Genomic DNA, 24,025 nt, shown 5'->3' with positions numbered 1-24,025 from the left:
CATCGCCATGAACGCTCCCGACCGCCTGCCCGGCCTCGACGCCGGCGCCTTGCAGGACCACGTCGACCAGGCCTGGGACGCGCAGATCGTGCCCGAGCTGATCGACTACATCGCCATCCCCGCCAAGAGCCCGATGTTCGACGCGGACTGGGCCGCGCACGGCCACATCGACCGCGTGGTGCACCGCGCCGCGGCCTGGGTCGAGCGGCAGCGGCTCGCCGGTCTGAAGCTCGAAGTCATTGCGCTGCGCGAAGCCGACGGCACGCCGCGCACGCCCGTGATCTTCTTCGAGCTGCCGGCCACCACGCCGGGTGGCAATGCGACCGGTGCGCCCACCGTGCTGCTCTACGGACATCTCGACAAGCAGCCCGAGTTCAGCGGCTGGCGCGCCGACCTGGGGCCATGGACGCCGAAGCTCGAGGACGGCCTGCTCTACGGCCGCGGCGGCGCCGACGACGGCTATGCGGTCTACGCGGCCGTCACGGCGCTGCAGGCGCTCGACGCTCAGGGCGTGCCGCGGCCGCGCTGCGTCGGGCTGATCGAGACCTGCGAGGAGTCGGGTTCGGGCGATCTGCCGGCCTATATCGACGCGCTCAAGCCGCGGCTCGGCGACGTGAGCCTGGTGGTCTGCCTCGACTCCGGCGCGGGCAACTACGACCAGCTCTGGCTCACCACCTCGCTGCGCGGGAACGTCACGGGAACGCTGCGTGTCGAGGTGCTGAGCGAAGGGGTGCACTCCGGCGACTCGAGCGGCATCGTGCCGTCGAGCCTGCGCGTGCTGCGCCAGCTGCTCGACCGGCTGGAGGACGCCGCCACCGGCCGCCTGCTCCCGCAGAGCCTGCACTGCGAGATCCCGGCCGAGCGCGTGGCACAGGCCGCCGAGACGGCGCGCGTGCTGGGCGACGAGGTCTGGAAGCGCTTTCCCTGGGCCTGCGGCGCCGACGGTGGCCCGGTGCTGCCGATGACCACCGACGCCACCGAGGCGCTGCTGAACCGCACGTGGCGTCCCACGCTCAGCGTGACCGGCGCTGCCGGCCTGCCGGCCATCGCCGACGCCGGCAACGTGCTGCGGCCGGTCACCGCCTTCAAGCTGAGCCTGCGCCTGCCGCCGCTGGTGGACGGCCACGACGCCGCGGTGCGGCTCAAGGCCCTGCTGGAGGACAACGCGCCCTACAACGCCAAGGTGGTGTTCGCGCCGGACGGCCGGGTCGGCGCCTGGGGTGCCAGCGGCTGGAACGCCCCGCCGATCGAGCCCTGGCTGGAGACGGCGCTGCAGTCGGCCTCGCGCGCGCACTACGGCGCGCCCTGCGGCTATGTGGGCCAGGGCGGCACGATCCCGCTGATGAGCCTGCTGCAGCAGGGCTTCCCGAAGGCCCAGATGATGGTCTGCGGCGTACTCGGTCCGAAGAGCAACGCCCACGGCCCGAACGAGTTCCTGCACCTGCCCTACGGCAAGCGGCTCACGGCCGCGGTGGCGCAGGTGATCGCGGCGCTGCCCGCCGACGCAGTCGCCTAAGCCCGGCGGCCTCGGCGCCCGGCCGCGACCGACCATGATCCAGGGCCTGGCCGCGCTGCTGCTGTTCCAGTCGCTCGGCGAGGCGATCGCGCAGCTCACGCACGCGCCGGTGCCGGGGCCGGTGATCGGGCTGGTGCTGCTGCTCGCCGGCCTGTTGCTGCGGCAGCGCCTGGGCAAGCCGGCCTGGGCGCCGCTCGAGCAGGCGGCCGACGGCCTGCTGGCCCACTTGTCGATCTTCTTCATCCCGGCGGCCGTCGGCGTGATGCTGTACTGGGAGCCGCTGGTGCGCGAGGGTCTGGCGTGGGTGGTGGCGCTGGCGGCCAGCACCGCCGCGGCGATCGCCGTCACGGCGTGGTTCCTGTCGCGCCGGCTGGGGTCGGACGACACCGACGACAAGGCGCCGGCGCCATGAGCGAGTCCCGCGCGCTGACGCTGCCGGTCGGCCTGAGCGGCGCGCTGGAGCCGCTGGCCGAGGTGTGGGTCTACCTGGCCGCCACGCCGCTGTTCGGGCTGACGCTGACCCTCGGCGCCTACGTGATCGCCGAGCGCGTGTCGGCGCGCAGCGGGCGCCATCCGCTGGCCAATCCGGTGCTGTGGTCGGTGCTGGCGATCATCGCGGTGCTCGCGGCGACCGGCACGCCCTACCGCCGCTACTTCGAGGGCGCGCAGTTCGTGCATTTCCTGCTCGGCACCGCGACGGTCGCGCTGGCGGTGCCGCTGGCGCGCCTGTGGCCCGAACTGCGGGCGCGCGCTGGAACCTTGCTGCTCGCGCTGTTGCTGGGGGCCGCGACCTCGATCGCGGTGGCACTCGGCACGGCCTGGGCGCTGGGCGGATCGAAGCTGATCCTGGCCTCGTTGCTGCCGAAGTCGGTCACCGCGCCGATCGCGATGGGCATCGCCGAGCGCATCGGCGGCTCGGCCACGCTGGCGGCGGTGTTCGCGGTGACGACCGGCATCGTCGGCGCGCTGATCGTCACGCCGCTGCTCAACGCGTTGAGCGTGCGCGACTGGGCGGCGCGCGGCTTCGCGGCCGGGCTCGCCGCGCACGGCATCGGCACGGCACGCGCCTGGTCGATCCATCCACGCGCCGGCGCCTACGCCAGCCTGGCGATGGGGCTGCACGGCATCGCCGGCGCACTGCTGCTGCCGTGGCTGGCGCGCTGGCTGGTGGGTTGACGGCGAGCGCGCCGGTTCAGGCGCGGCGGCCGGCCCGCCAGTGACGCCAGCGCCGGCGCCAGGCAGCGCCGGCCCGCGCGACAGCCTGCGCGATCGGCGTCGCGCGCCACCACGCCTTGACGCGCTGCTTGTAGGCCGACCAGGTGTCGAGCGCACACGCCAGCCAGCGGTAGTGGCGCAGTTGCGGCTCGGTCAGCACGAACAGGCGACCGAGCAGGGCGGTGCCGAGCAGCTTGGCCGCGGCGATCAGCACCAGGCCCAGCGCCGCATGACCGGCATGGACGAGCCCCAGCGCGAGCAGCTTGACGGGCAGCAGCGCCAGCGTCGGCGCGAGGAACAGGGTCAGCGCGAGTGGCGGCGGCGCCCGCCGCAGGCGGTCCTCCAGGCGCGCGATAGGCGGCCAGCGGCTCAGGCGGCCGAGTGCGCGCGACAGCGGCCGCCAGCCCCATTCCTCGAACAGGATCAGCAGCGCGACCGGCACGCCGGCAACGGCGCGCAGCAAGCGCCCCAGCCGGGCGAGGGCGCGGTTCACGCCGGTTCGACGCGGCGCAGCCAGGTGCGCACGATGGCCGCGCCCAGCGGGCCGGCCACCTCGGCGACGAAACGGCCGAAGTCCACGTGGGCGCTGTCGTCGGCACAGTCGGACAGCGTGCGCAGCACCGCGAAGGGCAGGTCGCAATCGAGGCAGACCTGGGCCACCGCCGCCCCCTCCATCTCCACGGCCAGCGCGTCGGGCAGCTCGGTACGCAGAGCGGTGCGCTCGAGCGAGGTCGCCACGAAGCGGTCGCCACTGACCACCAGGCCCTCGTGCACACGCGGGCGGTCGATGCCGAGCGCGGCGAAGCTGGAGTCGAGCCCGATGCGCTCGGCCTCCAGTGCGTCGCGCGCTGCGCGCGCCAGCGCGTCGCTGAGGTCGGCGTCGGTCGGGAAACGCGAGCGGCCGGTCAGCGGCACTTCGTGACGCGGAAACAGCGGCGAGGCGTCCATGTCGTGCTGCAGCAGCTCGCGCGCGACCACCACGTCGCCGATCGAGGCCGCGGGCTGCAACGCGCCGGCCACGCCGGTGAACACCAGCGCATCGACGCCGTAGCGGTCGGCCAGCAGCAGCGCGGTGGTGGCCGCGGCCACCTTGCCGATGCCCGAACGCACCAGCACCACCTCGTGGCCATCGAGCCGGCCGCGGTGGAAGGCTCGGCCGGCATGGTGCTCCGTCACGGGCGATTGCAGCGCCGCGAGCAAGGTGCGCAGTTCCTCTTCGAGAGCCGCGACGAGTGCGAAGCGCAACCCCATGGCGGGTCCTGTCGGTGCGTGCTGCCGATCAGGGCAGCAGCAAGGCGCGCCGCGCGGAGCGAGCCACTGTGGCTCCCTTGGCGCGCTCGATCTCGGTCAGCAGGTCGCGGGCCACCGATTGCAGGCCGACCAGACCGTCGGCCTTCTCGATCGCCAGCACGAAGCGGTAGCCCTTCATCAGGCCCAGGTGCTGTTTCGCCAGGCTGGGCAGCAGGTCGTAAAGGTCCGAGTAGGACAGCGACGACGCCTCCAGCGCGCCCGGGCCGGTGGCGGTGGCCGTGGTGGCGGATGGTTCGGGTTCGGCCGGTGGCAGGCTCGGTGCGACGCTCGGGCCGCCGAGCGGGCTCACGAGGCCGGCATCGACGAGCGTCTGCAGGTCTGCGGCGCTGGCGCCCTGCACCATCGACACCCAGTTCGCGCCGTCCCGGCTGGGATCGATGATCAGCAGCAGATTGCGGGCGGTGCGCGTCAGTGCATGGACGCGGGCGCGGATCTCGGCTCGGCCCGTCTCAGTCTTCGTGTAGCGATCGGCCATCGTGCATCAACAGCTTGCTCTGCCTCGGTACGATCCAGCACGCAGTGTACGGGCCGCCTTCGGCCGGCGTGCCGCGGTGAGCGACGACAGACCGACGCCCGTGACGCTGCGCACGCCGTGGCGCCGGGGCTCAGGCCTTGTCGCGCAGCTCGCGGCGCAGGATCTTGCCGACTGGCGTCTTGGGCAGCTCGGTGCGGAATTCGACGATCTTCGGCCGCTTGTAGCCCGTCAGGTTGGCCTCGCAATAGGCGCGCACCTGTTCCTCGGTGACCGCAGGGTCGCTGCGCACGATCACCAGCTTGACCGCCTCGCCGCACTTGGCGTCGGCCACGCCGATGGCGGCACACTCCAGCACGCCCGGCATCTGCGTCACCACCTCCTCGACCTCGTTCGGGTAGACGTTGAAGCCACTCACCAGGATCATGTCCTTCTTGCGGTCGACGATCCTGAAGTAGCCGCGCTCGTCGACCACGCCGATGTCGCCGGAGCGGAAGTAGCCGTCGGCCGTCATCACCTTCGCGGTCTCGTCGGGACGCTGCCAGTAGCCGGCCATCACCTGCGGGCCCTTGATCGCGATCTCGCCCGGCGTGCCCGGCGGCACCTCGTGGCCATCGTCGTCGATCAGCTTCAGCAGGGTGTTGGGCATCGGCAGGCCGATGTTGCCGCTGTAGGCGGTGCTGTCGACCGGGTTGCAGGTGGCCGAGGGCGAGGTCTCCGACAGGCCGTAACCCTCGACGATGGGACAGCCGGTCTTCTCGAGCCAGAGTTTGGCGGTGGCGCTCTGCACCGCCATGCCGCCGCCGACCGAGATCTTCAGGTGGCTCCAGTCGACGCTGCCGAAGTCGGCGTGATGCGCCATCGCGTTGAACAGCGTGTTGACCGCCGGGAAGCTGTGGATGCGTTCGCCGCGCAACTGCTTGAACATCGTTGGCAGGTCGCGCGGGTTGGCGATCAGGATGTTGCAGCCGCCCATGCGCAGGCCCAGCATCATGTTCGTGTTGAAGCCGAAGATGTGATAGATCGGCAGCGCGCACACGGTGTTGATCTGCTCGCCGGCGGGGATCTTCTTCAGGGCCGGCTGGTACCAGGCCTCCGACTGCAGGATGTTGGCGACCAGGTGACGGTGCAGCAGCACCGCGCCCTTGCTCACGCCGGTGGTGCCGCCGGTGTATTGCAGCACCGCGATGTCGTCCGGTCCCACCTTGGCGGGCGTGTACGACCTGCCGCGGCCGGCGGCCAGCGCATCGTTGAAGCGCACCGCGCCGGGCAGCTCGAACGCCGGCACCATCTTCTTCAGCTTGCGCACGACGGTGTTGACGATCAGCGACTTCGGGAAGCCGAGCAGGTCGCCGAGCGCCGTGACCACCACCTTCTTCGTCGGCACCGCCGACAGCACCTTCTGCAGCACGTGCGCGAAGTTCTCGACGATCACGATGGCCTTCGCGCCGGAATCCTTGAGCTGGTGCTCCAGCTCGCGGGGCGTGTACAGCGGGTTGACGTTGACCACCACGTAGCCGGCACGCAGGATCGCGGCCACCGTGACCGGGTACTGCGGCACGTTGGGCATCATCACCGCGACGCGGTCGCCGGCAACCAGGCCGAGCGTCTGCAGGTAGGCCGCGAGCGAGCGCGACATCTCGTCGACCTGGGCGAAGCTGAAGGCCTTGCCCATGAACTTGTAGGCAGGCAGGCTGCCGAACTTCTTGAAGCTGTCGTCGATCAACGCGACCAGCGAGGGGTACTGCGCAACGTCGACGTTGTGCGGCACGCCGGCCGGGTAGTGCTCGAGCCAGATGGGGTCCATGGGCAGCTCCATACGCGAAAAGTCATTCTGACTTCGCGCTGACAGGGCCTCTCTCAGGGAATGCGATAGCCCGTGCTGGAGCGGGCTGTCTAGGGCCCGCCGGCATCATCCCTTCGAAGCGAGGCCCCGAGCCGCGGGGCGATGGCTCACTCGATGGCCTTGACCATGTCCTCGACGACCTTCTTGGCATCGCCGAAGACCATCATGGTCTTGTCCATGTAGAACAGCTCGTTGTCCAGGCCCGCGTAGCCGGCCGCCATCGAACGCTTGTTGACGATGATCGTCTTGGCCTTGTAGGCCTCGAGGATGGGCATGCCGTAGATCGGGCTGCCCTTGGTCATCGCTGCCGGGTTCACCACGTCGTTGGCGCCCAGGATGATGGCCACGTCGGCCTGGCCGAACTCGCCGTTGATGTCCTCCATCTCGAACACCTGGTCGTAGGGCACCTCGGCCTCGGCCAGCAGCACGTTCATGTGCCCCGGCATGCGCCCGGCCACCGGATGGATCGCGTACTTGACTGTCACGCCCTTGTGCGTGAGTTTCTCGGCCAGTTCCTTGACCGCATGCTGCGCACGCGCCACCGCCAGACCGTAGCCCGGCACGATCACCACCGTCTCGGCATTGCCCAGCACGAAGGCCGCGTCGTCGGCGCTGCCGCTCTTGACCGGCCGGGCCTCGGCCTTGCCGGCCGTGGCCGCCGTGGCGTCGCCGCCGAAGCCGCCCAGGATCACGTTGAAGAACGAGCGGTTCATCGCCTTGCACATGATGTAGCTCAGGATCGCGCCCGAGCTGCCCACCAGCGAGCCGGCGATGATCAGCATGCTGTTGTTCAGCGAGAAGCCGATGCCCGCGGCCGCCCAGCCCGAGTAGCTGTTGAGCATCGACACCACCACCGGCATGTCGGCGCCGCCGATCGGGATGATGATGGTCACGCCGATCACGAAGGCCAGCGCGAGCAGCAGGGCGAAGTCCAGCTTGGACTCGCTGATGGCGTAGCCGACGATGAAGAACAGCAGCGCGAGGCCGAGCGCAGCGTTCAGTGCGTGCTGGCCCTTGAACACCACCGGCGCACCCTGGAACAGGCGGAACTTGTAGCTGCCCGAGAGCTTGCCGAAGGCGATCACCGAGCCGCTGAAGGTGATCGCGCCGATGGCCGCGCCCAGCGCCAGCTCGACGCGGTTGCCGACCGGCACCGCACCGCCCTTCTCGACGATGCCGAAGGCCCAGGGCTCGACCGCCGCGGCGACCGCGATGAACACCGCCGCCAGGCCGATCATGCTGTGGAAGAAGGCCACCAGCTCGGGCATCTTGGTCATCTCGACCGTCTTGGCGCGCCACGCGCCATAGCCGCCGCCGACCACCAGGCCGACCAGGACCCAGCCCAGCCCGAGGGCCGAGCCGGCCAGCTTGACGATCAGCGCCGCGGTGGTCAGCGTGGCGATCGCCATGCCGACCATGCCGAACAGGTTGCCGCGGATCGAGGTGGTCGGGTGGCTGAGACCCTTGAGCGCCTGGATGAAGCAGACGCTGGCGACGAGGTAGAGCAGGGTGACGAAATTGAGGCTCATGGCTTACTTCCCCTGCGCCGTCGCTGCGGGCTTCTTGTCCTTCTTCTTGAACATCTCCAGCATGCGGCGCGTGACGAGGAAGCCGCCGAAGATGTTCACCGCGGCCAGCGCCACCGCCAGCACGCCCATGGTCTTGCCCAGGCCGGTCTCGGTGAGGGCGGCGGCGAGCATCGCGCCGACGATCACGATCGCCGAGATGGCGTTGGTCACCGCCATCAGCGGCGTGTGCAGCGCCGGCGTGACGGTCCACACCACGTGGTAGCCGACGTAGATGGCCAGCACGAAGATGATCAGGTTGAGGATGGTGGGACTGACGATGTCCATCTTGTTGTCTCCTGGGAATCAGAACTTGCGGACCGACTCGATGCGGTTGCCCGGCCCGAGCAGCACCACCTTGGGCTTGTGCGTCGCGACCTCGGCGTCGTTCATCGGGGCGTAGGTGCAGATGATCAGCAGGTCGCCGACATGGGCCTTGCGGGCCGCGGCGCCGTTGAGCGAGATCACGCCCGAGCCCGGCGGCGCCGGGATGATGTAAGTCGAGAAGCGCTCGCCGTTGTTGACGTTGTAGAGCTCGATCTGCTCGAACTCGCGCATGTCGGCGGCCTCCAGCAGCGCGGCATCGATGCCGCACGAGCCCTCGTAGTGCAGGTCGGCCTCGGTGACCGTGGCGCGATGCAGCTTCGCGCGGAGCATCAGACGATGCATGTCAGGCTCTCAGCAGCTGGCCGTCGCGGCACATCAGGCAGGCCTTGACGATGTCGTCCTCGAGGTCGATCTTCAGCGCCGCGGCGTCCTTCTCGAGCACCAGCTTCAGGAAGTCGAGCACGTTGCGCGCGTACAGCGCCGACGCGTCGGCCGCCACCAGCGCCGGCAGGTTGGTCTCGCCGACCAGCGTGACGCCGTGCTTCACCACGGTCTGGCCGGCCTCGGTCAGCGGGCAGTTGCCGCCCTGCGGCGCGGCCATGTCGACGATCACCGAGCCGGGCTTCATGGCCTTGACCATGTCCTCGGTCACCAGCACGGGCGCCGGGCGGCCCGGGATCAGCGCGGTGGTGATCACGATGTCGGCCTGGGCCACGCGCTTGGCGACCTCGACCTTCTGGCGTTCCAGCCAGGAGGGCGGCATCGGGCGGGCGTAGCCGCCCACGCCTTCGGCGGCTTCCTTCTCCTCGGCGGTCTCGTAGGGCACGTCGATGAACTTGGCGCCCAGCGACTCGACCTGCTCCTTCACCGACGGCCGCACGTCGCTGGCCTCGATCACGGCGCCCAGGCGCTTGGCGGTGGCGATGGCCTGCAGCCCGGCCACGCCGACGCCCAGGATCACCACCCGCGCGGCCTTCACGGTGCCGGCAGCCGTCATCAGCATCGGGAAGATGCGCTGGTACCGGTCGGCGCCGATCATCACCGCCTTGTAGCCGGCCAGGTTGGCCTGCGAGCTCAGCACGTCCATGCTCTGCGCGCGCGTGGTGCGCGGCGCGGCCTCGAGCGCGAAGGCGGTCAGCTTCGCGTCGGTCAGGCCCTGCAGGCCGTCCTTGTCGAAGGGGTTGAGCATGCCGATCAGCGCCGTCGACGCCGGGATCAGCGCGCGCTCGGCCACCGAGGGCGCGCGCACCTTCAGCACCAGCGGGCAGCCGAAGGCGCCGGCCGCGTCGGTGATCTCGGCACCGGCGGCCACGTAGGCCTCGTCGGTGACGCTGGCGCTCAGGCCGGCGCCCGCCTGCACATGCAGCGAGTGGCCCTGTGCCTTGAGCTTCTTGACCGTCTCGGGGGTCGCGGCAACGCGGGTTTCTCCCGCAGCCGTCTCGCGCGGCACGCCGATGCGCATGGTGCTGCCTCCTCAGGGCTTGTTGTGTTTGGGGGCGGAGCTTACACAATCCGGAGACCGTCCCCCTTACGATCGTGCATGAAACAAAGATGGAAACCTGCCGTGACCGTGGCTGCGGTCATCGAAAACCAGGGTCGTTACCTGCTGGTGGAAGAGCAGACGCCCGAGGGCATCTGCTTCAACCAGCCGGCCGGTCACCTTGATCCGGGGGAGTCGTTGCTCGAGGCGGTGGTGCGCGAGGTGCTCGAGGAGACCGCCTGCGTGTTCACGCCGACCGCACTGCTCGGCGTCTACATGTCGCGCTTCATCCGCAGCGCCCGCAACGAGGATGTGACCTACCTGCGCTTCTCCTACTGCGGCAGCGTCGGCGAGCCGGTGGCCGGCCGTGCGCTCGACAAGGGCATCCTGCGCACGCTGTGGATGACGCCCGAGGAGATCCGCGCCAACGCCCACCGCCACCGCAGCCCGGCGTTGCAGCGCAATGTCGACGACCACCTGGCCGGCATTCGCCATCCGCTCGGCACGGTCTTCGTCGACCCCGGCCTCTACGATCCGGTGGAAAAATCCTGAGGATGAGCGCGAAGACGGAGCGGGTGGTGGTCGGGTTGAGCGGCGGGGTCGACTCCGCGGTCAGCGCCTGGCTGCTGAAGCAGCAGGGCCACGAGGTGGTGGGCCTGTTCATGAAGAACTGGGAAGACGACGATGACGACGAGTACTGCTCGTCGCGCCAGGACTTCCTCGACGCCGCCAGCGTGGCCGACGTCATCGGCATCGAGATCGAGCACGTCAACTTCGCGGCCGAGTACAAGGACCGCGTGTTCGCCGAGTTCCTGCGCGAGTACGAGGCCGGCCGCACGCCCAACCCCGACGTGTTGTGCAACGCCGAGATCAAGTTCAAGGCCTTCCTGGACCATGCCCTGCGACTGGGCGCCGGCAAGATCGCCACCGGACACTATGCCCGGGTGCGCGAGGCCGATGGCCGCCACCAGTTGCTCAAGGGCCTGGACGCGAGCAAGGACCAGAGCTATTTCCTGCACAGGCTGAGCCAGGCGCAGCTGGCGCGCACGCTGTTCCCGGTGGGCGAGCTGCCGAAGACCGAGGTGCGCCGCATCGCCGCCGAGATCCGCCTGCCGGTGGCGGCGAAGAAGGACTCGACCGGCATCTGCTTCATCGGCGAGCGGCCGTTCCGCGAGTTCCTGAACCGCTACCTCGCGCACGCGCCGGGGCCGATCAAGGACGATCGCGGACGCACGCTGGGCGAGCACGTGGGCCTGTCCTTCTACACGCTGGGCCAGCGCAAGGGCATCGGCGTCGGCGGGGTGAAGGAGCGCGGCGCGCCTCGCGGCGGTGGCGCACACGAGCCATGGTTCGTCGCCCGCAAGGACCTCGAGCGCAACACGCTCTACGTGGTGCAGGGGCACGACCATCCGTGGCTGCAGTCGCGCCGGCTGGAGGCCGACGACGCGAGCTGGATCGCCGGCGCGCCGCCGGCGGCGGGCTCTCTGGCGGCCAAGACCCGCTACCGCCAGACCGACGCGCCCTGCGTGCTGGCGCCCGGCGCGAACGGCACCTTCCACCTCGACTTCGGCGTGCCGCAGTGGGCGGTGACGCCGGGGCAGTCGGCGGTGTTGTACGACGGCGAAGTCTGCCTCGGCGGCGGCGTGATCGCCGGCTCGGGCTGACGCCGCCTCACTGCGGGCGCGCCAGATCCAGCGTCCAGTACAAGCCGTAGCTGCTGGCGCTGTTGCGCGCGCAGGCGAGGCCGAATGCCGTGAAGCCCGGGCTCATCAGGTTGGCGCAGTGCCCGTCGCTGGCCATCCAGCCGTCGACCACCGACTGCAGCGAGCCGTAGCCGGCGCCGATGTTCTCGCCGACGCCGGACCACGCGTAGCCCGCCGCGCTGACGCGGGCGCCGAGCGTGCTGCCGTCGGTCCCGGTGTGTGAGAAGTGATCGTTATCGGCCATGTCGCGGCTGTGGCGGTAGGCGGCCTGGGCGAGTTGCGCGTCCCAGGCCAGCGCCGGGACGGCGGCGAAGCTGCCGCGCGCGCCGCAGGTGGCTCCGGCCGCGCGGCGCGCATTGACGAGGCGCAGCGCCTCGGCCTGGAAGTCGGCGAAGCCGCAGCTGATCTCCGCGCCGGTGGCGAGCGGGGCGGCCGGGCTGCTGGCGCCGTCGGACGAGGCGGCGACCTCCTCGCCGCCGCCACCGCCGCCCCCGCCGCAGGCGCCCAGGGCCAGCAGCAGCCCCAGGGCGAGGAGGCGGTAGCAGCGCGGGGGCGCGCCGGCGGGGTGGGGCGTGGCATGCATGGCGTCGAGCATGCCCGCGGCGTTGCCGGCGAGGCATGACAAAGTGCAACGCCGCGGCCCCGTCTTGTGACGGCTCGCACGCGGCCGGCCTGCGCTACGGGTGCGCCGGTTCCGGCTCCAGCGCCGACAGCAGCGCGGCGGCGAGGATGAAGGCGCCGCCGATGACCATCTGCAGCGTCAACACCTGATCGCCGAGCAGCACCGCCGAGACGGAGGCGAACACGATCTCGGTGAGCATGACGACCGAGGTCACGTTCGCCCGCAGCCGCGAGGCACCGTACTGCAGCGCCAGGTTGGCGGCCAGGAAGGCCAGCGACAGCATCACCAGCGGCAGCAGCCAAGACGGCTCGGGCGCCGGCGGCCAGGCCACGCCGCCGGCCGCGCTCAGGGCCAGCGCCAGCCCGCCGGCGACGAGCACACCACCGAAGAACATCGCCAGCGCACGGCCCTCCGGCGGCCGCCGCGACTCGCGCCGCAGCATCACGTTGTTGAGTGCGAAGCTGAAGCCGCCGACGATGCCCAGCAGGTCCGCCAGGCCCGACGGCAGCGGCCAGCCGGCGCCGGCGGGCTTGAGCACGATGGCAGCGCCGGCCAGCGCCAGCAGCACGCGAAACAAGGCCCAGCGAGTGAGCCTCTCGTGCAGCAGCAGGCGCGCGAGCAGCACGGTCCACAGCGGCATCAGGTAGAACAGCAGCACCACGCGAACCACGTCGCCGATCGTCACGGCCCAGTTGAAGGCGGCGTTGGTGGTGCCTGCCGCCAGCACCAGCACCCACAGCACGGGCGTGCGCCGCAGCTGGCCCGGAGCCTGCGGCCAGCGCAGCACGATCACGGCGACCGCCAGGCCGTAGACCAGCGCGGTCGCCCACAGCGGATGCAGGCCGAACGAATGGAGCTGCCGGAACGGCCACCACGACACGCCCCACACGAAGGCGTTGAGCATCAGCGCGAGCACCGCCAGCAGCGGCACGGCCGGCGGCCTGCCGGCGTGCGGCGGAGCGCCGGTCATTGCGGATCGCTGCGGGCCAGCGCGATCAGGTGATCGACCTCGTCCTTGTGGCGCACGCAGTTGTTGCGGTGCCAGCGCTGGATCAGCCACATCGAGCCGGCGACCACCACGCCGAAGATCGTGATCGCGCCGAAGGCCGACAGGCCGAAGCGCGTCATGCCGGTGTAGAAGGCGCCGAGGCCGAGGATGCAGGCCTGCTCGTTGAAGTTCTGCACCGCGATCGAACGGCCCGCGCCCATCAGGTTGTGGCCGCGGTGCTGCAGCAGCGCGTTCATCGGCACCACGAGGAAGCCGCCCAGGCCGCCCAGCAGCACCAGAAAGGGCGCTGCCACCCACACGTTGGAGATGAAGTTCATGCCGATCACCAGCACGCCCATCGCGATGCCCAGCGGGATCACGAGCGTGGCCTGGTCGAGCCGCATGCGCACCGAGGCCAGCACGGCGCCGATCGCCGTGCCGATGGCCACCACGCCGACCAGCGACGAAGCCTGCGTGGTGCCGTAGCCCAGCGCCGCGGCGGCCCAGGCCAGCACGATGTAGCGCAGGTTGCCCGAGACGCCCCAGAACAGGGTGGTGGTGGCCAGCGAGATCTGGCCCAGCTTGTCGTTCCACAGCCGCGCGTTGCAGGCCGAGAAGTCGCGCACCAGCGCGACGATGCTGTGCGCGACCGGCTGCAGCGGCGCCTGCGTGCGCGGGATGTAGAGATTGAACACGGCGGCCACGACGTAGAGCGAGGTGAGCGCGGCGATGGCGGCCTCGGGCGCGGTGTCGATGCCGGTGTCGAACAGCGGCAGGTCGATCGCCAGCAGCGTGGGCGCGACCGCGCGACCCACCAGCTGGCCGCCGAGCAGCACGCCGAGGATGATGGAGCCGATCGTCAGCCCTTCGATCCAGCCGTTGGCCTTGACCAGCTGCGAGGGCGGCAGCAGCTCGGTCAGGATGCCGTACTTGGCCGGTGAATAGGCTGCGGCGCCCAGCCCGACCACCGCGAACGCCACCAGCGGGTGCGAACCGAACAGCATCATCAGGCAGCCGACGACCTTGATGGTGTTCGAGATGAACATCACCCTGCCCTTGGGCACCGCATCGGCGAACGCGCCGACGAAGGGCGCGAGCACCACGTAGAACAGGGCGAACATCGGCACCAGCGCGGCGCGCTGCCACTCGGGCTGACCGGAGGTCCTCAACAACTCGACGGCGGCGACAAACAGGGCGTTGTCGGCCAGCGAGCTGAAGAACTGCGCCGACATGATGGTGTAGAAACCTTTTTTCATCCGCTCGTCGGCTGCGGCATCCGGGATCGACCGGTGCCAAACTGTCTCCCTGCGGCGCGGGTTATAGCACGCGGTCCTGGCAGTCTCCGGGTGCCGCACCGGGGTATCAGGACGGCTGATGTGCCTTGAATTTGCCTGCGTGCGGCCCTGCCGCCGCTTCGGCGCATGCACACTTGCGACATGCCGCGCCCCATCGAAGCCCTGATCCACGCCGAGGCCCTGACGCACAACCTGGCCCGCGCCCGAGCGGCCGTTCCCGACGCGCGGGTGTGGGCGGTGGTCAAGGCCCAAGCCTACGGCCACGGCATCGCGCGTGTCTTCGAGGCGCTGCGTGCCGCCGACGGCTTCGCGCTGCTCGATCTGGCCGAGGCGCAGCAACTGCGCGACCTGGGGTGGCGCGGCCCGATCCTGCTGCTCGAGGGCGTGTTCGAGCCGCGCGACCTGGAGCTGTGCTCGCGCCTGAACCTCTGGCACACGGTGCACTGCGAGGCACAGATCGACTGGCTGGCGATGCACAAGACCCACCAGCCGCACCGGGTGTTCCTGAAGATGAACAGCGGCATGAACCGGCTGGGCTTCCGGCCCGCGGCGTTCCGCGCGGCGTGGACGCGGCTCCATGCGCTGCCGCAGGTCGACGAGATCTCGATGATGAGCCACTTCTCGGATGCCGACGGCGGCCGCGGCATCGCCGCGGCGATGCAGGTCTTCGACGACGCCACGCGCGACCTGCCGGGCGAGCGCAGCCTCTGCAACAGCGCCGCCACGCTGCGCCACGGCGCCGACGCTGCGGTGCGTGCCGACTGGGTCCGCGCCGGCATCATGCTGTATGGCTCCGCGCCCGATTTCCCCTCGCACGACATCGCCCACTGGGACCTGCAGCCGACGATGACGCTGCGCGCGCGACTGATCGGCACGCAGGACCTGCAGGCCGGCGATACGGTGGGCTACGGAAGCCGCTTCACCGCGGAGACGCCGATGCGCATCGGCGTGGTGGCCTGCGGCTATGCGGACGGCTACCCGCGCCACGCGCCGAGCGGCACGCCGGTGCTGGTCAATGGTGTGCGCACGCGGCTGGTCGGGCGGGTGTCGATGGACATGGTGACCGTCGACCTGGGCGGGCTGCCCCAGGCCGCGCGCGGCAGCGAGGTCACGCTGTGGGGTCGGGCGTCGTCGGGCGCGGTGCTGCCGATCGACGAGGTCGCCCACGCGGCCGACACGGTGGGTTACGAACTGATGTGCGCGCTGGCCGCGCGCGTGCCGGTGCGGCTGGACGCCGCCGGCTGACCCGGCATGCAGCCGCGGCGCCGTCCTACAGCATCGGTCGCCAGCCCCAGGCAACATCGGCCCCACGTTCATCAGGGGCCCGCCGATGCCACGCTACCTCCTCGCCTATGTCGCCGCACTCGCGGTGCTCGTCGTGCTGGACGCGCTGTGGCTCGGGGCCGTCGCCAAGGACTTCTATCGCGGGCAGATCGGCCCCCTGATGGCGGAGCAGGTGCGCTTCGGTGTCGCGGCATTTTTCTATCTGCTGTACATCGTCGGCGTGGTCGTGTTCGCCGTGGCCCCGGCGCTCGCGGCGGAGTCCGTGACGCGCGCGCTGATGCTGGGCGTGCTGTTCGGCTTCTTCGCCTACATGACCTACGACCTCACCAACCTGGCCACGCTGCGCGGCTGGTCATGGCAGGTCACGCTGACCGATATCGCCTGGGGCAGCTTCGTGTCCGCCGTCGCGGCCGGGGCCGGCTGCGCCGCGGCGCTGCGTCTCGGGCGCTGACCGGGCTCGCGGGCCCGTCATCCACTTCGGCATCGGTTGTGCCAACATCGGCCGTTCCTTCAACTGCCTCTCCGGGGAGACTCTCGCCATGGGCATCATTACCACCCTGATCGTCGGTCTGATCGTCGGCGCGCTGGCGCGTTTCGTGATGCCGGGCGAGCAGAAGATGGGCTGGATCCTGACCTGCGTGCTCGGCATCGCAGGGTCGTTCCTCGCCGGCTTCGTGGGTCAGTCGCTGGGCTGGTATGCGGTCGGCGAGCCGGCGGGCTGGATTGCCTCGGTGCTCGGCGCGGTGGTGCTGCTGTTCATCGTCGGCAAGCTGAGCGCTTCCAAGGCCTGAGCGCAGAGGCCGCGCGGTGTCCGCCGATCCCGCCCTGGAGCGGCACTGCCGCCGCCTCGTGCGGCGGCAGGCGCTGAAGGCCGCCGGCGTGTCGGTGCTGCCGGTGCCGGGCGCCGACCTGTTCGTCAACGGCCAGTTGCTGGCATCCACGCTCGGGCAGATCAGCATGGCGCACGGGCTCGGGCCCGACCAGCTGGCGCGCCTGCCGTCGCCGCTGCGCAGCCGGGTCGACGACCTGGCGATGGAGGTCGGCAGCTACCTGATCGGCCGCGCGCTGACGCAGGGCGTGCTGATCAGCGCGCTGCGCGGGCTGGGGGTCCGTCTGGGCGTGCAGCAGGCGGCCAAGTTCGCGCCGGTGGCCGGCCAGGTGGCGTCGGCTGCGCTGTCGGGCTGGATGTTCAAGCGCCTGTGCGACCGCCACCTCCTGCACTGCCAGCAGGTGCGCGCCGCCTTGCCTGAGCTGCCGGCGCCCCCGCTGTTGCCGGCCCTGACGCATTCGACGGTGACACACTGATGAGCGACCGGCCGCTGCACCAGCTCATGATGAGCGTGCTGATGACGCCCGACATGGCCAACTTCTCGGGCAACGTCCACGGCGGCACCATCCTGAAGCTGCTCGATCAGGTGGCCTATGCCTGTGCGAGCCGCTATGCGGGCCGCTACGTGGTCACCGTGTCGGTCGACCAGGTGGTGTTCCGCGAGGCCATCCACGTCGGCGAACTGGTCACCTTCCTCGCGTCGGTCAACCTGACCGGCAGCTCGTCGATGGAGATCGGCATCAAGGTGGTGGCCGAGAACATCCGCACGCAGGTCGTGCGCCACGCCAACAGCTGCTTCTTCACGATGGTGGCGGTGGACGATGCCGGCAAACCCACCGCGGTGCCGCCGCTGCAGCCCGCCACGGCCGACGAGGCGCGCCGTCACAGCGAGGCGCTGCAGCGCAAGGCGCTGCGCCGCGAACTCGACGCACGGCTGCGCGACATCAAGGGCAGCCCGGCGTGAACCGGGAGGCGCTGGCCGCGCTGCTGGCGCGCGAGGCCGAGTGCACCGCGGTGCGCGCCCAGGGTGCTGGCGGGCAAAACGTCAACAAGGTGTCGAGCGCGATCCACCTGCGCTTCAACGTGCCCGCCTCGTCGCTGCCCCCGGCACACAAGGCGCGGCTGCTGGCGCTCAACGACCAGCGGCTCAGCAGCGACGGCGTGGTCGTCATCAAGGCGCAGGAGCAGCGCACCCAGGCGCGCAACCGCGAGGACGCGCTGCAGCGCCTGCTGGAACTGGTGGCGAGCGTGGCGACGCCGCCGCGCCGACGGATCGCCACCAAGCCGACCCTCGGCTCGAAGCAACGGCGGCTGGAGAGCAAGGCGCGCGACGGGCAGATCAAGGCGCTGCGCCGTCGCGCCATCGATTAGCACGCGCGCCACAATGCGGCGCATGGCCAAGGACAAGACGAACTACACCTGCAGCGAATGCGGCGGCACGAGCCCCAAGTGGCTCGGCAAGTGTCCGGCCTGCGGGGCCTGGAACACGCTGGAGGAGACCGTCGCCGAGCCGGCCGCGGCCACGCGGCACCGCTTCCAGTCGCTGGCACGCAGCCAGCCGGTGGCCACGCTCAGCGAGATCGACGCGGCCGATGTCGCGCGCACGCCCACCAGCATCGAGGAACTCGACCGTGTTCTCGGCGGCGGCATCGTGGCCGGCGGCGTGGTGCTGATCGGCGGCGACCCGGGCATTGGCAAGTCGACGCTGCTACTGCAGGCGGTCGATGCGCTGTCGGCGCAGATGAAGGTGCTGTACGTCAGCGGCGAGGAGAGCGGCGCGCAGCTCGCGCTGCGCTCGCGCCGGCTCGGCCTGGACGGCAGCCGCGTGCGGGTGCTGGCCGAGATCCATCTCGAGAAGATCCAGGCCACGATCGACGCCGAGCAGCCGGCCTTCTGCGTGATCGACTCGATCCAGACCGTCTATTCGGACCAGCTCACGTCGGCCCCGGGCTCGGTGGCCCAGGTGCGCGAGTGCGCCGCCCAGCTCACGCGCACCGCCAAATCCAGCGGCACCAGCATCGTGCTGGTCGGCCACGTGACGAAGGAGGGCGCGCTGGCCGGGCCGCGCGTGCTGGAGCACATCGTCGACACCGTGCTGTACTTCGAGGGCGACACCCACAGCAGCTTCCGTCTCGTGCGGGCCATCAAGAACCGCTACGGCGCGGTCAACGAGATCGGCGTGTTCGCGATGACCGAGCGCGGTCTCAAGGGCGTGGCCAATCCGAGCGCGATCTTCCTCTCGACCCACGGCGAACCGGTCCCGGGCTCCTGCGTGATGGTCACGCTCGAAGGCACCCGCCCGCTGCTGGTGGAGATCCAGGCGCTGGTCGACAGCGGCGGGCCCAGTCCGCGGCGCCTGTCGGTCGGCCTGGAGCGCGACCGACTCGCGATGCTGCTGGCAGTGCTGCACCGCCACGCCGGCATCGCCTGCATGGACCAGGACGTGTTCGTCAACGCGGTCGGCGGCGTGCGCATCAGCGAGCCGGCGGCCGACCTGGCGGTGATGCTGGCGATCCAGAGCTCGCTGCGGGGGCGGCCGCTGCCGCGCGGCTTCATCGCCTTCGGCGAGGTCGGTCTGGCCGGCGAGGTGCGACCGGCGCCGCGCGGCCAGGAGCGCCTGAAAGAGGCGGCCAAGCTGGGGTTCAGTGTCGCGGTGCTGCCGAAGGCCAATGCACCGAAGAAGCCGATCGAGGGCCTGCGGATCCACGCCGTCGAGCGCGTCGAGCAGGCGGTCGACGTGCTGCGGGAGCTTTCATGAGCAATGATGCGGCCTTCGCGGCCCTGCCCGCGCCGCCCTACTACGCGGTGGTCTTCAGCAGCCGACGCGCGCCGGCTGTACCGGACAGCGACGACGGCTACGACGCGATGGCCGGCCGCATGGTCGAGGTTGCCGCCACGCAGCCGGGATTCCTGGGGGTGGAAAGCGCGCGCGACGTCGAGGGCTTCGGCATCACCGTGTCCTACTGGCGCAGCCTGGCCGACATCGCCGCATGGAAGGCACACGCCGAGCACAGCGTGGCGCGCGAGCGCGGCCGGCAGGGTTGGTACGCACACTACGAATTGCGGATCGCGCGGGTCGAGCGCGCCTATGGCGGGCCGTCCGCGCACGAGGAGGGTCCGGCATGTTGAACCGACCCGGGATGGGCTGGGGTCTGGCCGCCGCGGCCCTGGTGGCGGGCTACTGGGGCTATGGCTGGCCGGGGCTGGCCCTGGCGGCGACGGCGATCGTGTTCTGGCTGCTGCTGCAGTTCAGCCGCGCGATGCGCGTGATGCGCCAGGCGGGCAGCGGGCCGATCGGTCAGGTCGGCAGCGCCGTGATGCTCAACGCCAGGCTGCGGCCGGGCCTGACGATGCTGGAGATCCTGCCGCTGACCGGCAGTCTGGGGGCGGTGATCGGCGACCCGGCCGACGAGGCTTTTCGCTGGCGTGACGCCGGCGGCGCCAGCGTGCGCCTGCAGCTCAAGCGCGGGCGCCTGCAGTCGTGGGTGCTCGAACGCGAGGACGCGGCGGCGCCCGATCGCTAGCGGGGCCGTTCAGCCGCCGAAGCGCCGGCGCGAGACCAGGCCGACGACGCCGAGCGCGGCCAGGATCAGTGCGACCGTGTTGGGCTCTGCCACGCTGCCCGCATCGGCTTCGGGCGTCACGGCACGGGCGGCGACGGGCGCGGCGATCGCCGGTGTCGACCGGGCCACCGGATGCTCCGCGGCCTCGGGGCGGGTCTGGGCCTGGCTGCCGTAGGCGATGGCCGCCAGGGTCAGCGTGGCGAGCAGGGGCTTGAGGAACACGTTCATGGGTGACCGAAGTTCGGCTCGGGATCGAGTTGGGCAAGAAATTGCTGCACAGCACAAAATTACCGCCGTACCCTTGCACCATCAACCCCGTGAAGGGGGGTTCCCCCCGGTTCAGGGGGCGGCGGGCGAGGGCGGCCGGCCGGGCGGGGCGCGGCGCGCGCGCCCGTAGAATTTGCGGTTCTGCTTGCGCACTGAACCGAGGAACTCCGATGTCTATGTCCGACCGCGACGGCAAGATCTGGATGGACGGCCAACTGGTCGACTGGCGCGACGCCAAGATCCACGTGCTGACCCACACCCTGCACTACGGTTGCGGTGCATTCGAGGGCGTGCGCGCCTACAACACCATCAAGGGCACGGCGATCTTCCGGCTGCGCGAGCACACCGAGCGGCTCTTCAACAGCGCCAAGATCCTGCGCATGAAGATTCCGTTCTCGCTGGAGCAGGTGATGGACGCGCAGCGCGAGGTGGTGCGCGTCAACAAGCTGGAGAGCTGCTATCTGCGTCCGCTGACCTGGATCGGCGACAAGAAGCTCGGCGTCAGCCCGAAGGGCAACACCATCCACCTGATGATCGCCGCCTGGCCCTGGGGCGCCTACCTCGGCGAGGAAGGGCTCAAGCGCGGCATCCGCGTCAAGACCTCCAGCTACACGCGCCACCACGTCAACATCACGATGACGCAGGCCAAGGCCGTGAGCAACTACAGCAACTCCATCCTCGCCAACATGGAGGCTACCGACGACGGCTACGACGAGGCGCTGCTGCTCGACGCCTCGGGCTTCGTCAGCGAAGGCGCGGGCGAGAACATCTTCGTCATCAAGAACGGCGTGATCTACACCCCTGACCTGTCGGCCGGCGCGCTGAACGGCATCACGCGCAACACCGTGTTCTCGATCGCGGCCGATTTGGGGCTGAAGATCGTCGAGAAGCGCATCACGCGCGACGAGGTCTACATTGCCGACGAGGCCTTCTTCACCGGCACCGCCGCCGAGGTCACGCCGATCCGCGAACTCGACCGCATCGAGATCGGCATCGGCTCGCGCGGCCCGATCACCGAGAAGATCCAGTCGGCCTTCTTCGACATCGTCAACGGCCGCAACGCCAAGTACGCCGAGTGGCTGGCCGCGGTCTGATCCCTTCCACCCCGCCGGACCCCCTTCCATGAGCAGCCAACCGCAAGCCGTCGTCGAAGTCACCGCCCAGGACCTCCAGGGCCCGGGCGTGGTGTTCTGCCCGAACCCGAAGATGCCACTGTGGAGCGCGCACCCGCGTGTCTTCATCGACGTGGCCCACGCGGAAGGCAAGTGCCCTTATTGCGGCACCGTCTACCGGCTGAAGGCCGGTGAGAAGCTCCACGCCCACTGAGCCGCTCGGCGGTGCGATGACCCGCGCCCTGGTCATCGCGCCGCAGTGGATCAGCTACGCCGTGATGGCCGAGCCGCTGCTGGCCGCGCTGGCGGCCCGCGGCGAGCACCTGACGGTGGCCGCGTTGCCCGCGGTCGCGCCGCTGTTCCAGGCGATGCCGCAGGTGGCCGAAGTGATCACGCTCCCGTTCGCGCACGGGCGGCTCGACTGGTCGGCCCGGCGCGCGCAGGCGCGGCAGATCAAGGGTCGCTTCGACGTGGCCTACGTGCTGCCGAACTCGCTGAAGTCGGCGCTGCTGCCGTGGCTGGCGCGCATCCCGCGCCGTGTCGGCTACCAGGGCGAGGGACGGCTCGGGCTGCTCAACGAGCGCCTGCCCAACCCGGTCGGCGAGCCGCCGCTGGTCGCCTTCTATGGCGCACTCGCCGGCGGCTTGCCGCCGCGCGCACGTCCTCGCCTGCAACTGGCGCCCGGGCGCATCGATGCCGTGCTCGCGCGCAGCGCGCTCGAGCCGCAGGGCTACTGGGTGCTGGCGCCCGGCACGGAGCAGGGCGTCGCCCGCCGCTGGCCGGCCTCGGCCTATGCGGCGTTGGCCGAGGAACTGAACGCACTCCATCGGCTGCCGGTCCGGCTGGTGGGCTCCGGCCCGGAAGTGCCGGTCTGCGAGGAGATCGCAGCGCTGGCGCGCGGCGCGGACTGCCGCGTGCAGGCCGGTCCGGGCACGCTCGAGGACGCCATGGCCTTGATCGCGGGCGCGCGCGGCGTGGTCAGCAACGACTCGGGGCTGATGCATGTGGCGGCGGCCTTCGGCGTACCGCAGGCCGCCGTGTTCGGCTCGACCAGCCCGCAGCACATGCCGCCGCTGAACCGGCATGCACGCGTGCTCTGGTTGCAGACGATGCGCGGCGTCGAGCATCTCGATTGCCAGCCCTGCTTTGCGCGCGATTGCCGCTTCGGGCACCTGAAGTGCCTGACCGGCATCGTGCCGGAGCGCGTTCACGCGGCGCTGCGGGACGCGCTGGCGAGCAGCGCGTCCCGGCCCGGTTGAACGATCCGGCTGCGCCGCCGGGCGATCAGCGACCGTAGAACACGTAGTCGGCCGCGTAGCTCACGACCTGTTGTTCACCCTTGTTCGCGGCCGCGCACGCTGCGGCCGGAGCCACGCCGCCGACCGTCTTCAGGCGCTGGATGTAGGTCACGCCCTGCATCGCGCCACTGCCCATCGCCGGGTCGGCCTTCACCAACTGCAGCGGGATGCTACCGGGCTGGTTGGGCGCCACCGCGAGCTGCTTGCCGGTGACCTTCGAACCGTCGTTCGACTCCCAGGTGGCGGGCGGGCCGTAGTACTTGCCGACCGCCTTGCCGTCGGCGTCCTGCAGGCCGGCCACCGGGCCGACGAACACCCATTCATGCTGTCCGGCCGCATCCTTCTTTTCGCGGCATTCGTAGGTGATCTTGCCGCCGGTGGTGGTGGTCCACAGCTTCTGGGCCTCGCCGGCCGGAACGCGCACCGACTCGGGCAGGCTCGCGTTGTCGATCGTCTTCGGGGACGTCATCGGTTGCATGGCGCAGGCGCCCAGAGTGAGGGCGGCGCAGGCGGTGATCAGGTTCAGGCGCATGGGGGTCTCCGTAGGTGGGTGGGTGTTCGGGGGCGTGCCCCTCACCCCTGCACTACGGAGACGGCGCGTCGGCAGATGCAGCACCGCCGACAGAATTTTCAAGTCAGATCTGCAGCTTCCCGACCGACAGGATCGGTCCGGTCGGTGCGCCGGTCGGTGAGCCGCCGCTCGGCTCCAGGCTGACCGCGAACGCTGCCGTGTCGCGCAGCAGCAGCCCGCGCCGCACCGTGGTGGCCTGCTCGCCCGACACCAGGCCCAGCGAGCGCGGCGCCCCCTGCGGCGGCACGGCCCACAGTTCGAAGGCGCGGCCGCTGCCCGGCGCCACCGGGTGGATCGGCTGCAGCACCAGCGCGCGGCCGTCGCGCGTGAGGCCCGCGGCGAAGCCGGCCTGCAGCACGCCGGCGGCCTCCGGATTCGGCGCGATCACCACGATGATCGGCGGCTGCACCGGTTGGGGCCGCGACAGCACCAGACCCAATGCGAGCGCGGCCACCGTGGCGAAGGCCGACACGCCCTGCCACAGCCCCAGCCGCTGCCACCAGCGCACCGGCGCCGCGGCGCCGACTCCAGCGAACAGCCGCCGCTCGAGCCGCGACCAGACACCGGGCGAGGGCGGCACCGGCGTCACCGCCGCCGACAGCGGCAGCAGCCGCGCCTGCCAGCCGGCCACGGCGGCGGCGAGCGCCGGGTGCGCGGGCAGCAGCGACTCGAAGCGGCGACGCGCCGGGCCGCGCAGGGTGCCGAGCACGTACTCGGCCGCGAGGCGGTCCGCGAGGAGGGATCGGCTGTAGTCCACGGCG

General features: G+C 70.8%; 31 protein-coding genes. 17 read left to right on the top strand and 14 right to left on the bottom strand.

What is annotated here, in order from left to right:
* Window positions 1-7: 7 nt before the first annotated feature.
* Genes C1M51_RS07790 through C1M51_RS07780 form a run of 3 tightly spaced genes read left to right on the top strand, consistent with a single transcriptional unit; the run spans window position 8 to window position 2,692 of the window.
* Window positions 8-1,516, top strand: a complete 1,509-nt coding sequence (locus C1M51_RS07790) for a M20 family metallopeptidase (RefSeq protein ID WP_129448941.1) — start codon at window positions 8-10, stop codon at window positions 1,514-1,516.
* A gap of 34 nt (window positions 1,517-1,550) precedes the next feature.
* Entirely contained in the window at window positions 1,551-1,928 is a 378-nt protein-coding gene (locus tag C1M51_RS07785; protein ID WP_129448940.1) for a CidA/LrgA family protein, read from the top strand.
* Window positions 1,925-2,692, top strand: a complete 768-nt coding sequence (locus tag C1M51_RS07780; protein ID WP_207207814.1) for an LrgB family protein — start codon at window positions 1,925-1,927, stop codon at window positions 2,690-2,692. The genes C1M51_RS07785 and C1M51_RS07780 overlap by 4 nt, the downstream gene beginning before the upstream one ends.
* A gap of 16 nt (window positions 2,693-2,708) precedes the next feature.
* Here C1M51_RS07780 and C1M51_RS07775 read toward each other — a convergent pair whose 3' ends face one another.
* The 8 genes from C1M51_RS07775 to C1M51_RS07740 form a co-directional block, all read right to left on the bottom strand.
* Window positions 2,709-3,224 carry a hypothetical protein gene (locus C1M51_RS07775; RefSeq protein ID WP_129448939.1) on the bottom strand — a complete coding sequence of 172 codons (516 nt, stop codon included), beginning with the start codon at window positions 3,222-3,224 and terminating at the stop codon, window positions 2,709-2,711.
* The gene (locus C1M51_RS07770; protein WP_011831147.1) at window positions 3,221-3,982 is read right to left on the bottom strand and encodes a 5'-methylthioadenosine/adenosylhomocysteine nucleosidase; all 762 of its coding nucleotides are present in this window, start codon (window positions 3,980-3,982) and stop codon (window positions 3,221-3,223) included. The genes C1M51_RS07775 and C1M51_RS07770 overlap by 4 nt, the downstream gene beginning before the upstream one ends.
* Before the next feature lie 28 nt (window positions 3,983-4,010).
* Entirely contained in the window at window positions 4,011-4,517 is a 507-nt protein-coding gene (locus tag C1M51_RS07765) for a hypothetical protein (RefSeq protein ID WP_129448938.1), read from the bottom strand.
* Between the two features lie 130 nt (window positions 4,518-4,647).
* Complete coding sequence (locus C1M51_RS07760) at window positions 4,648-6,321, bottom strand: long-chain-fatty-acid--CoA ligase (RefSeq protein WP_129448937.1); 1,674 nt, start codon at window positions 6,319-6,321, stop codon at window positions 4,648-4,650.
* A 146-nt stretch (window positions 6,322-6,467) separates the two neighbouring features.
* The gene (locus C1M51_RS07755) at window positions 6,468-7,889 is read right to left on the bottom strand and encodes an NAD(P)(+) transhydrogenase (Re/Si-specific) subunit beta (RefSeq protein ID WP_129448936.1); all 1,422 of its coding nucleotides are present in this window, start codon (window positions 7,887-7,889) and stop codon (window positions 6,468-6,470) included.
* A 3-nt stretch (window positions 7,890-7,892) separates the two neighbouring features.
* Window positions 7,893-8,213, bottom strand: coding sequence for an NAD(P) transhydrogenase subunit alpha (locus C1M51_RS07750; RefSeq protein ID WP_011831143.1), 321 nt, complete (start codon window positions 8,211-8,213; stop codon window positions 7,893-7,895).
* 18 nt (window positions 8,214-8,231) lie between these two features.
* The gene (gene panD / locus C1M51_RS07745; RefSeq protein WP_129448935.1) at window positions 8,232-8,594 is read right to left on the bottom strand and encodes an aspartate 1-decarboxylase; all 363 of its coding nucleotides are present in this window, start codon (window positions 8,592-8,594) and stop codon (window positions 8,232-8,234) included.
* A gap of 1 nt (window position 8,595) precedes the next feature.
* A complete protein-coding gene (locus C1M51_RS07740) occupies window positions 8,596-9,714 on the bottom strand; it encodes a Re/Si-specific NAD(P)(+) transhydrogenase subunit alpha (RefSeq protein WP_129448934.1) in 1,119 nt (372 codons plus the stop codon).
* 78 nt (window positions 9,715-9,792) lie between these two features.
* On the opposite strand from C1M51_RS07740, the gene C1M51_RS07735 reads away from it, so the two are divergent.
* Window positions 9,793-10,284, top strand: a complete 492-nt coding sequence (locus C1M51_RS07735; protein ID WP_165349660.1) for an NUDIX hydrolase — start codon at window positions 9,793-9,795, stop codon at window positions 10,282-10,284.
* A 2-nt stretch (window positions 10,285-10,286) separates the two neighbouring features.
* On the top strand, window positions 10,287-11,396 hold the full coding sequence (mnmA, locus tag C1M51_RS07730; protein ID WP_129448932.1) for a tRNA 2-thiouridine(34) synthase MnmA: 1,110 nt from the start codon (window positions 10,287-10,289) through the stop codon (window positions 11,394-11,396).
* Window positions 11,397-11,403: 7 nt separating this feature from the next.
* Here the strand turns inward: mnmA and C1M51_RS07725 are convergent, their stop codons facing one another.
* From C1M51_RS07725 to lplT, 3 genes are all read right to left on the bottom strand, one after another.
* Window positions 11,404-12,030, bottom strand: a complete 627-nt coding sequence (locus C1M51_RS07725; protein ID WP_242499998.1) for a CAP domain-containing protein — start codon at window positions 12,028-12,030, stop codon at window positions 11,404-11,406.
* 82 nt (window positions 12,031-12,112) lie between these two features.
* A complete protein-coding gene (locus C1M51_RS07720) occupies window positions 12,113-13,027 on the bottom strand; it encodes a DMT family transporter (protein WP_129448931.1) in 915 nt (304 codons plus the stop codon).
* Entirely contained in the window at window positions 13,024-14,301 is a 1,278-nt protein-coding gene (gene lplT / locus C1M51_RS07715) for a lysophospholipid transporter LplT (protein ID WP_129448930.1), read from the bottom strand. The genes C1M51_RS07720 and lplT overlap by 4 nt, the downstream gene beginning before the upstream one ends.
* Window positions 14,302-14,481: 180 nt before the next feature.
* On the opposite strand from lplT, the gene alr reads away from it, so the two are divergent.
* The 9 genes from alr (at window position 14,482) to C1M51_RS07670 (ending at window position 19,977) form a co-directional block, all read left to right on the top strand.
* A complete protein-coding gene (gene alr / locus C1M51_RS07710; protein WP_129448929.1) occupies window positions 14,482-15,585 on the top strand; it encodes an alanine racemase in 1,104 nt (367 codons plus the stop codon).
* 85 nt (window positions 15,586-15,670) lie between these two features.
* Window positions 15,671-16,075 carry a DUF2177 family protein gene (locus C1M51_RS07705; RefSeq protein ID WP_129448928.1) on the top strand — a complete coding sequence of 135 codons (405 nt, stop codon included), beginning with the start codon at window positions 15,671-15,673 and terminating at the stop codon, window positions 16,073-16,075.
* An 88-nt stretch (window positions 16,076-16,163) separates the two neighbouring features.
* A complete protein-coding gene (locus C1M51_RS07700) occupies window positions 16,164-16,415 on the top strand; it encodes a GlsB/YeaQ/YmgE family stress response membrane protein (RefSeq protein WP_011831133.1) in 252 nt (83 codons plus the stop codon).
* A gap of 16 nt (window positions 16,416-16,431) precedes the next feature.
* Complete coding sequence (locus C1M51_RS07695; protein WP_129448927.1) at window positions 16,432-16,929, top strand: hypothetical protein; 498 nt, start codon at window positions 16,432-16,434, stop codon at window positions 16,927-16,929.
* Window positions 16,929-17,417, top strand: a complete 489-nt coding sequence (locus C1M51_RS07690) for an acyl-CoA thioesterase (RefSeq protein WP_129448926.1) — start codon at window positions 16,929-16,931, stop codon at window positions 17,415-17,417. Before C1M51_RS07695 ends, C1M51_RS07690 begins: the two co-directional genes overlap by 1 nt.
* Complete coding sequence (gene arfB / locus C1M51_RS07685; protein WP_129448925.1) at window positions 17,414-17,824, top strand: alternative ribosome rescue aminoacyl-tRNA hydrolase ArfB; 411 nt, start codon at window positions 17,414-17,416, stop codon at window positions 17,822-17,824. The genes C1M51_RS07690 and arfB overlap by 4 nt, the downstream gene beginning before the upstream one ends.
* A 22-nt stretch (window positions 17,825-17,846) precedes the next feature.
* Window positions 17,847-19,211 (top strand): DNA repair protein RadA, encoded by a 1,365-nt coding sequence (gene radA / locus C1M51_RS07680; RefSeq protein WP_129448924.1) that lies wholly within the window; start codon window positions 17,847-17,849, stop codon window positions 19,209-19,211.
* The gene (locus tag C1M51_RS07675; RefSeq protein ID WP_129448923.1) at window positions 19,208-19,582 is read left to right on the top strand and encodes an antibiotic biosynthesis monooxygenase; all 375 of its coding nucleotides are present in this window, start codon (window positions 19,208-19,210) and stop codon (window positions 19,580-19,582) included. Before radA ends, C1M51_RS07675 begins: the two co-directional genes overlap by 4 nt.
* Complete coding sequence (locus C1M51_RS07670; protein WP_129448922.1) at window positions 19,576-19,977, top strand: hypothetical protein; 402 nt, start codon at window positions 19,576-19,578, stop codon at window positions 19,975-19,977. The genes C1M51_RS07675 and C1M51_RS07670 overlap by 7 nt, the downstream gene beginning before the upstream one ends.
* Window positions 19,978-19,986: 9 nt before the next feature.
* Here the strand turns inward: C1M51_RS07670 and C1M51_RS07665 are convergent, their stop codons facing one another.
* Entirely contained in the window at window positions 19,987-20,244 is a 258-nt protein-coding gene (locus C1M51_RS07665; RefSeq protein WP_129448921.1) for a PEP-CTERM sorting domain-containing protein, read from the bottom strand.
* Window positions 20,245-20,453: 209 nt separating this feature from the next.
* Between C1M51_RS07665 and C1M51_RS07660 the strand changes: the two genes are divergently transcribed.
* The 3 genes from C1M51_RS07660 to waaF are packed head-to-tail and all read left to right on the top strand — an operon-like array spanning window position 20,454 to window position 22,654.
* Window positions 20,454-21,377, top strand: a complete 924-nt coding sequence (locus tag C1M51_RS07660; RefSeq protein ID WP_011831125.1) for a branched-chain amino acid transaminase — start codon at window positions 20,454-20,456, stop codon at window positions 21,375-21,377.
* Window positions 21,378-21,405: 28 nt separating this feature from the next.
* On the top strand, window positions 21,406-21,609 hold the full coding sequence (locus tag C1M51_RS07655; RefSeq protein ID WP_129448920.1) for a zinc-finger domain-containing protein: 204 nt from the start codon (window positions 21,406-21,408) through the stop codon (window positions 21,607-21,609).
* A 16-nt stretch (window positions 21,610-21,625) separates the two neighbouring features.
* Window positions 21,626-22,654 carry a lipopolysaccharide heptosyltransferase II gene (gene waaF / locus C1M51_RS07650; RefSeq protein ID WP_129448919.1) on the top strand — a complete coding sequence of 343 codons (1,029 nt, stop codon included), beginning with the start codon at window positions 21,626-21,628 and terminating at the stop codon, window positions 22,652-22,654.
* A gap of 25 nt (window positions 22,655-22,679) precedes the next feature.
* Here waaF and C1M51_RS07645 read toward each other — a convergent pair whose 3' ends face one another.
* The gene (locus tag C1M51_RS07645) at window positions 22,680-23,225 is read right to left on the bottom strand and encodes a DUF3455 domain-containing protein (protein WP_036236145.1); all 546 of its coding nucleotides are present in this window, start codon (window positions 23,223-23,225) and stop codon (window positions 22,680-22,682) included.
* A gap of 103 nt (window positions 23,226-23,328) precedes the next feature.
* Entirely contained in the window at window positions 23,329-24,021 is a 693-nt protein-coding gene (locus C1M51_RS07640; protein ID WP_129448918.1) for an anti-sigma factor domain-containing protein, read from the bottom strand.
* Window positions 24,022-24,025: the final 4 nt, after the last annotated feature.

Source organism: Methylibium sp. Pch-M (assembly GCF_004136295.1).
Taxonomy (GTDB): Bacteria; Pseudomonadota; Gammaproteobacteria; order Burkholderiales; family Burkholderiaceae_C; genus Methylibium; species Methylibium petroleiphilum.
This window is presented reverse-complemented; position numbering and strand designations above follow the sequence as displayed.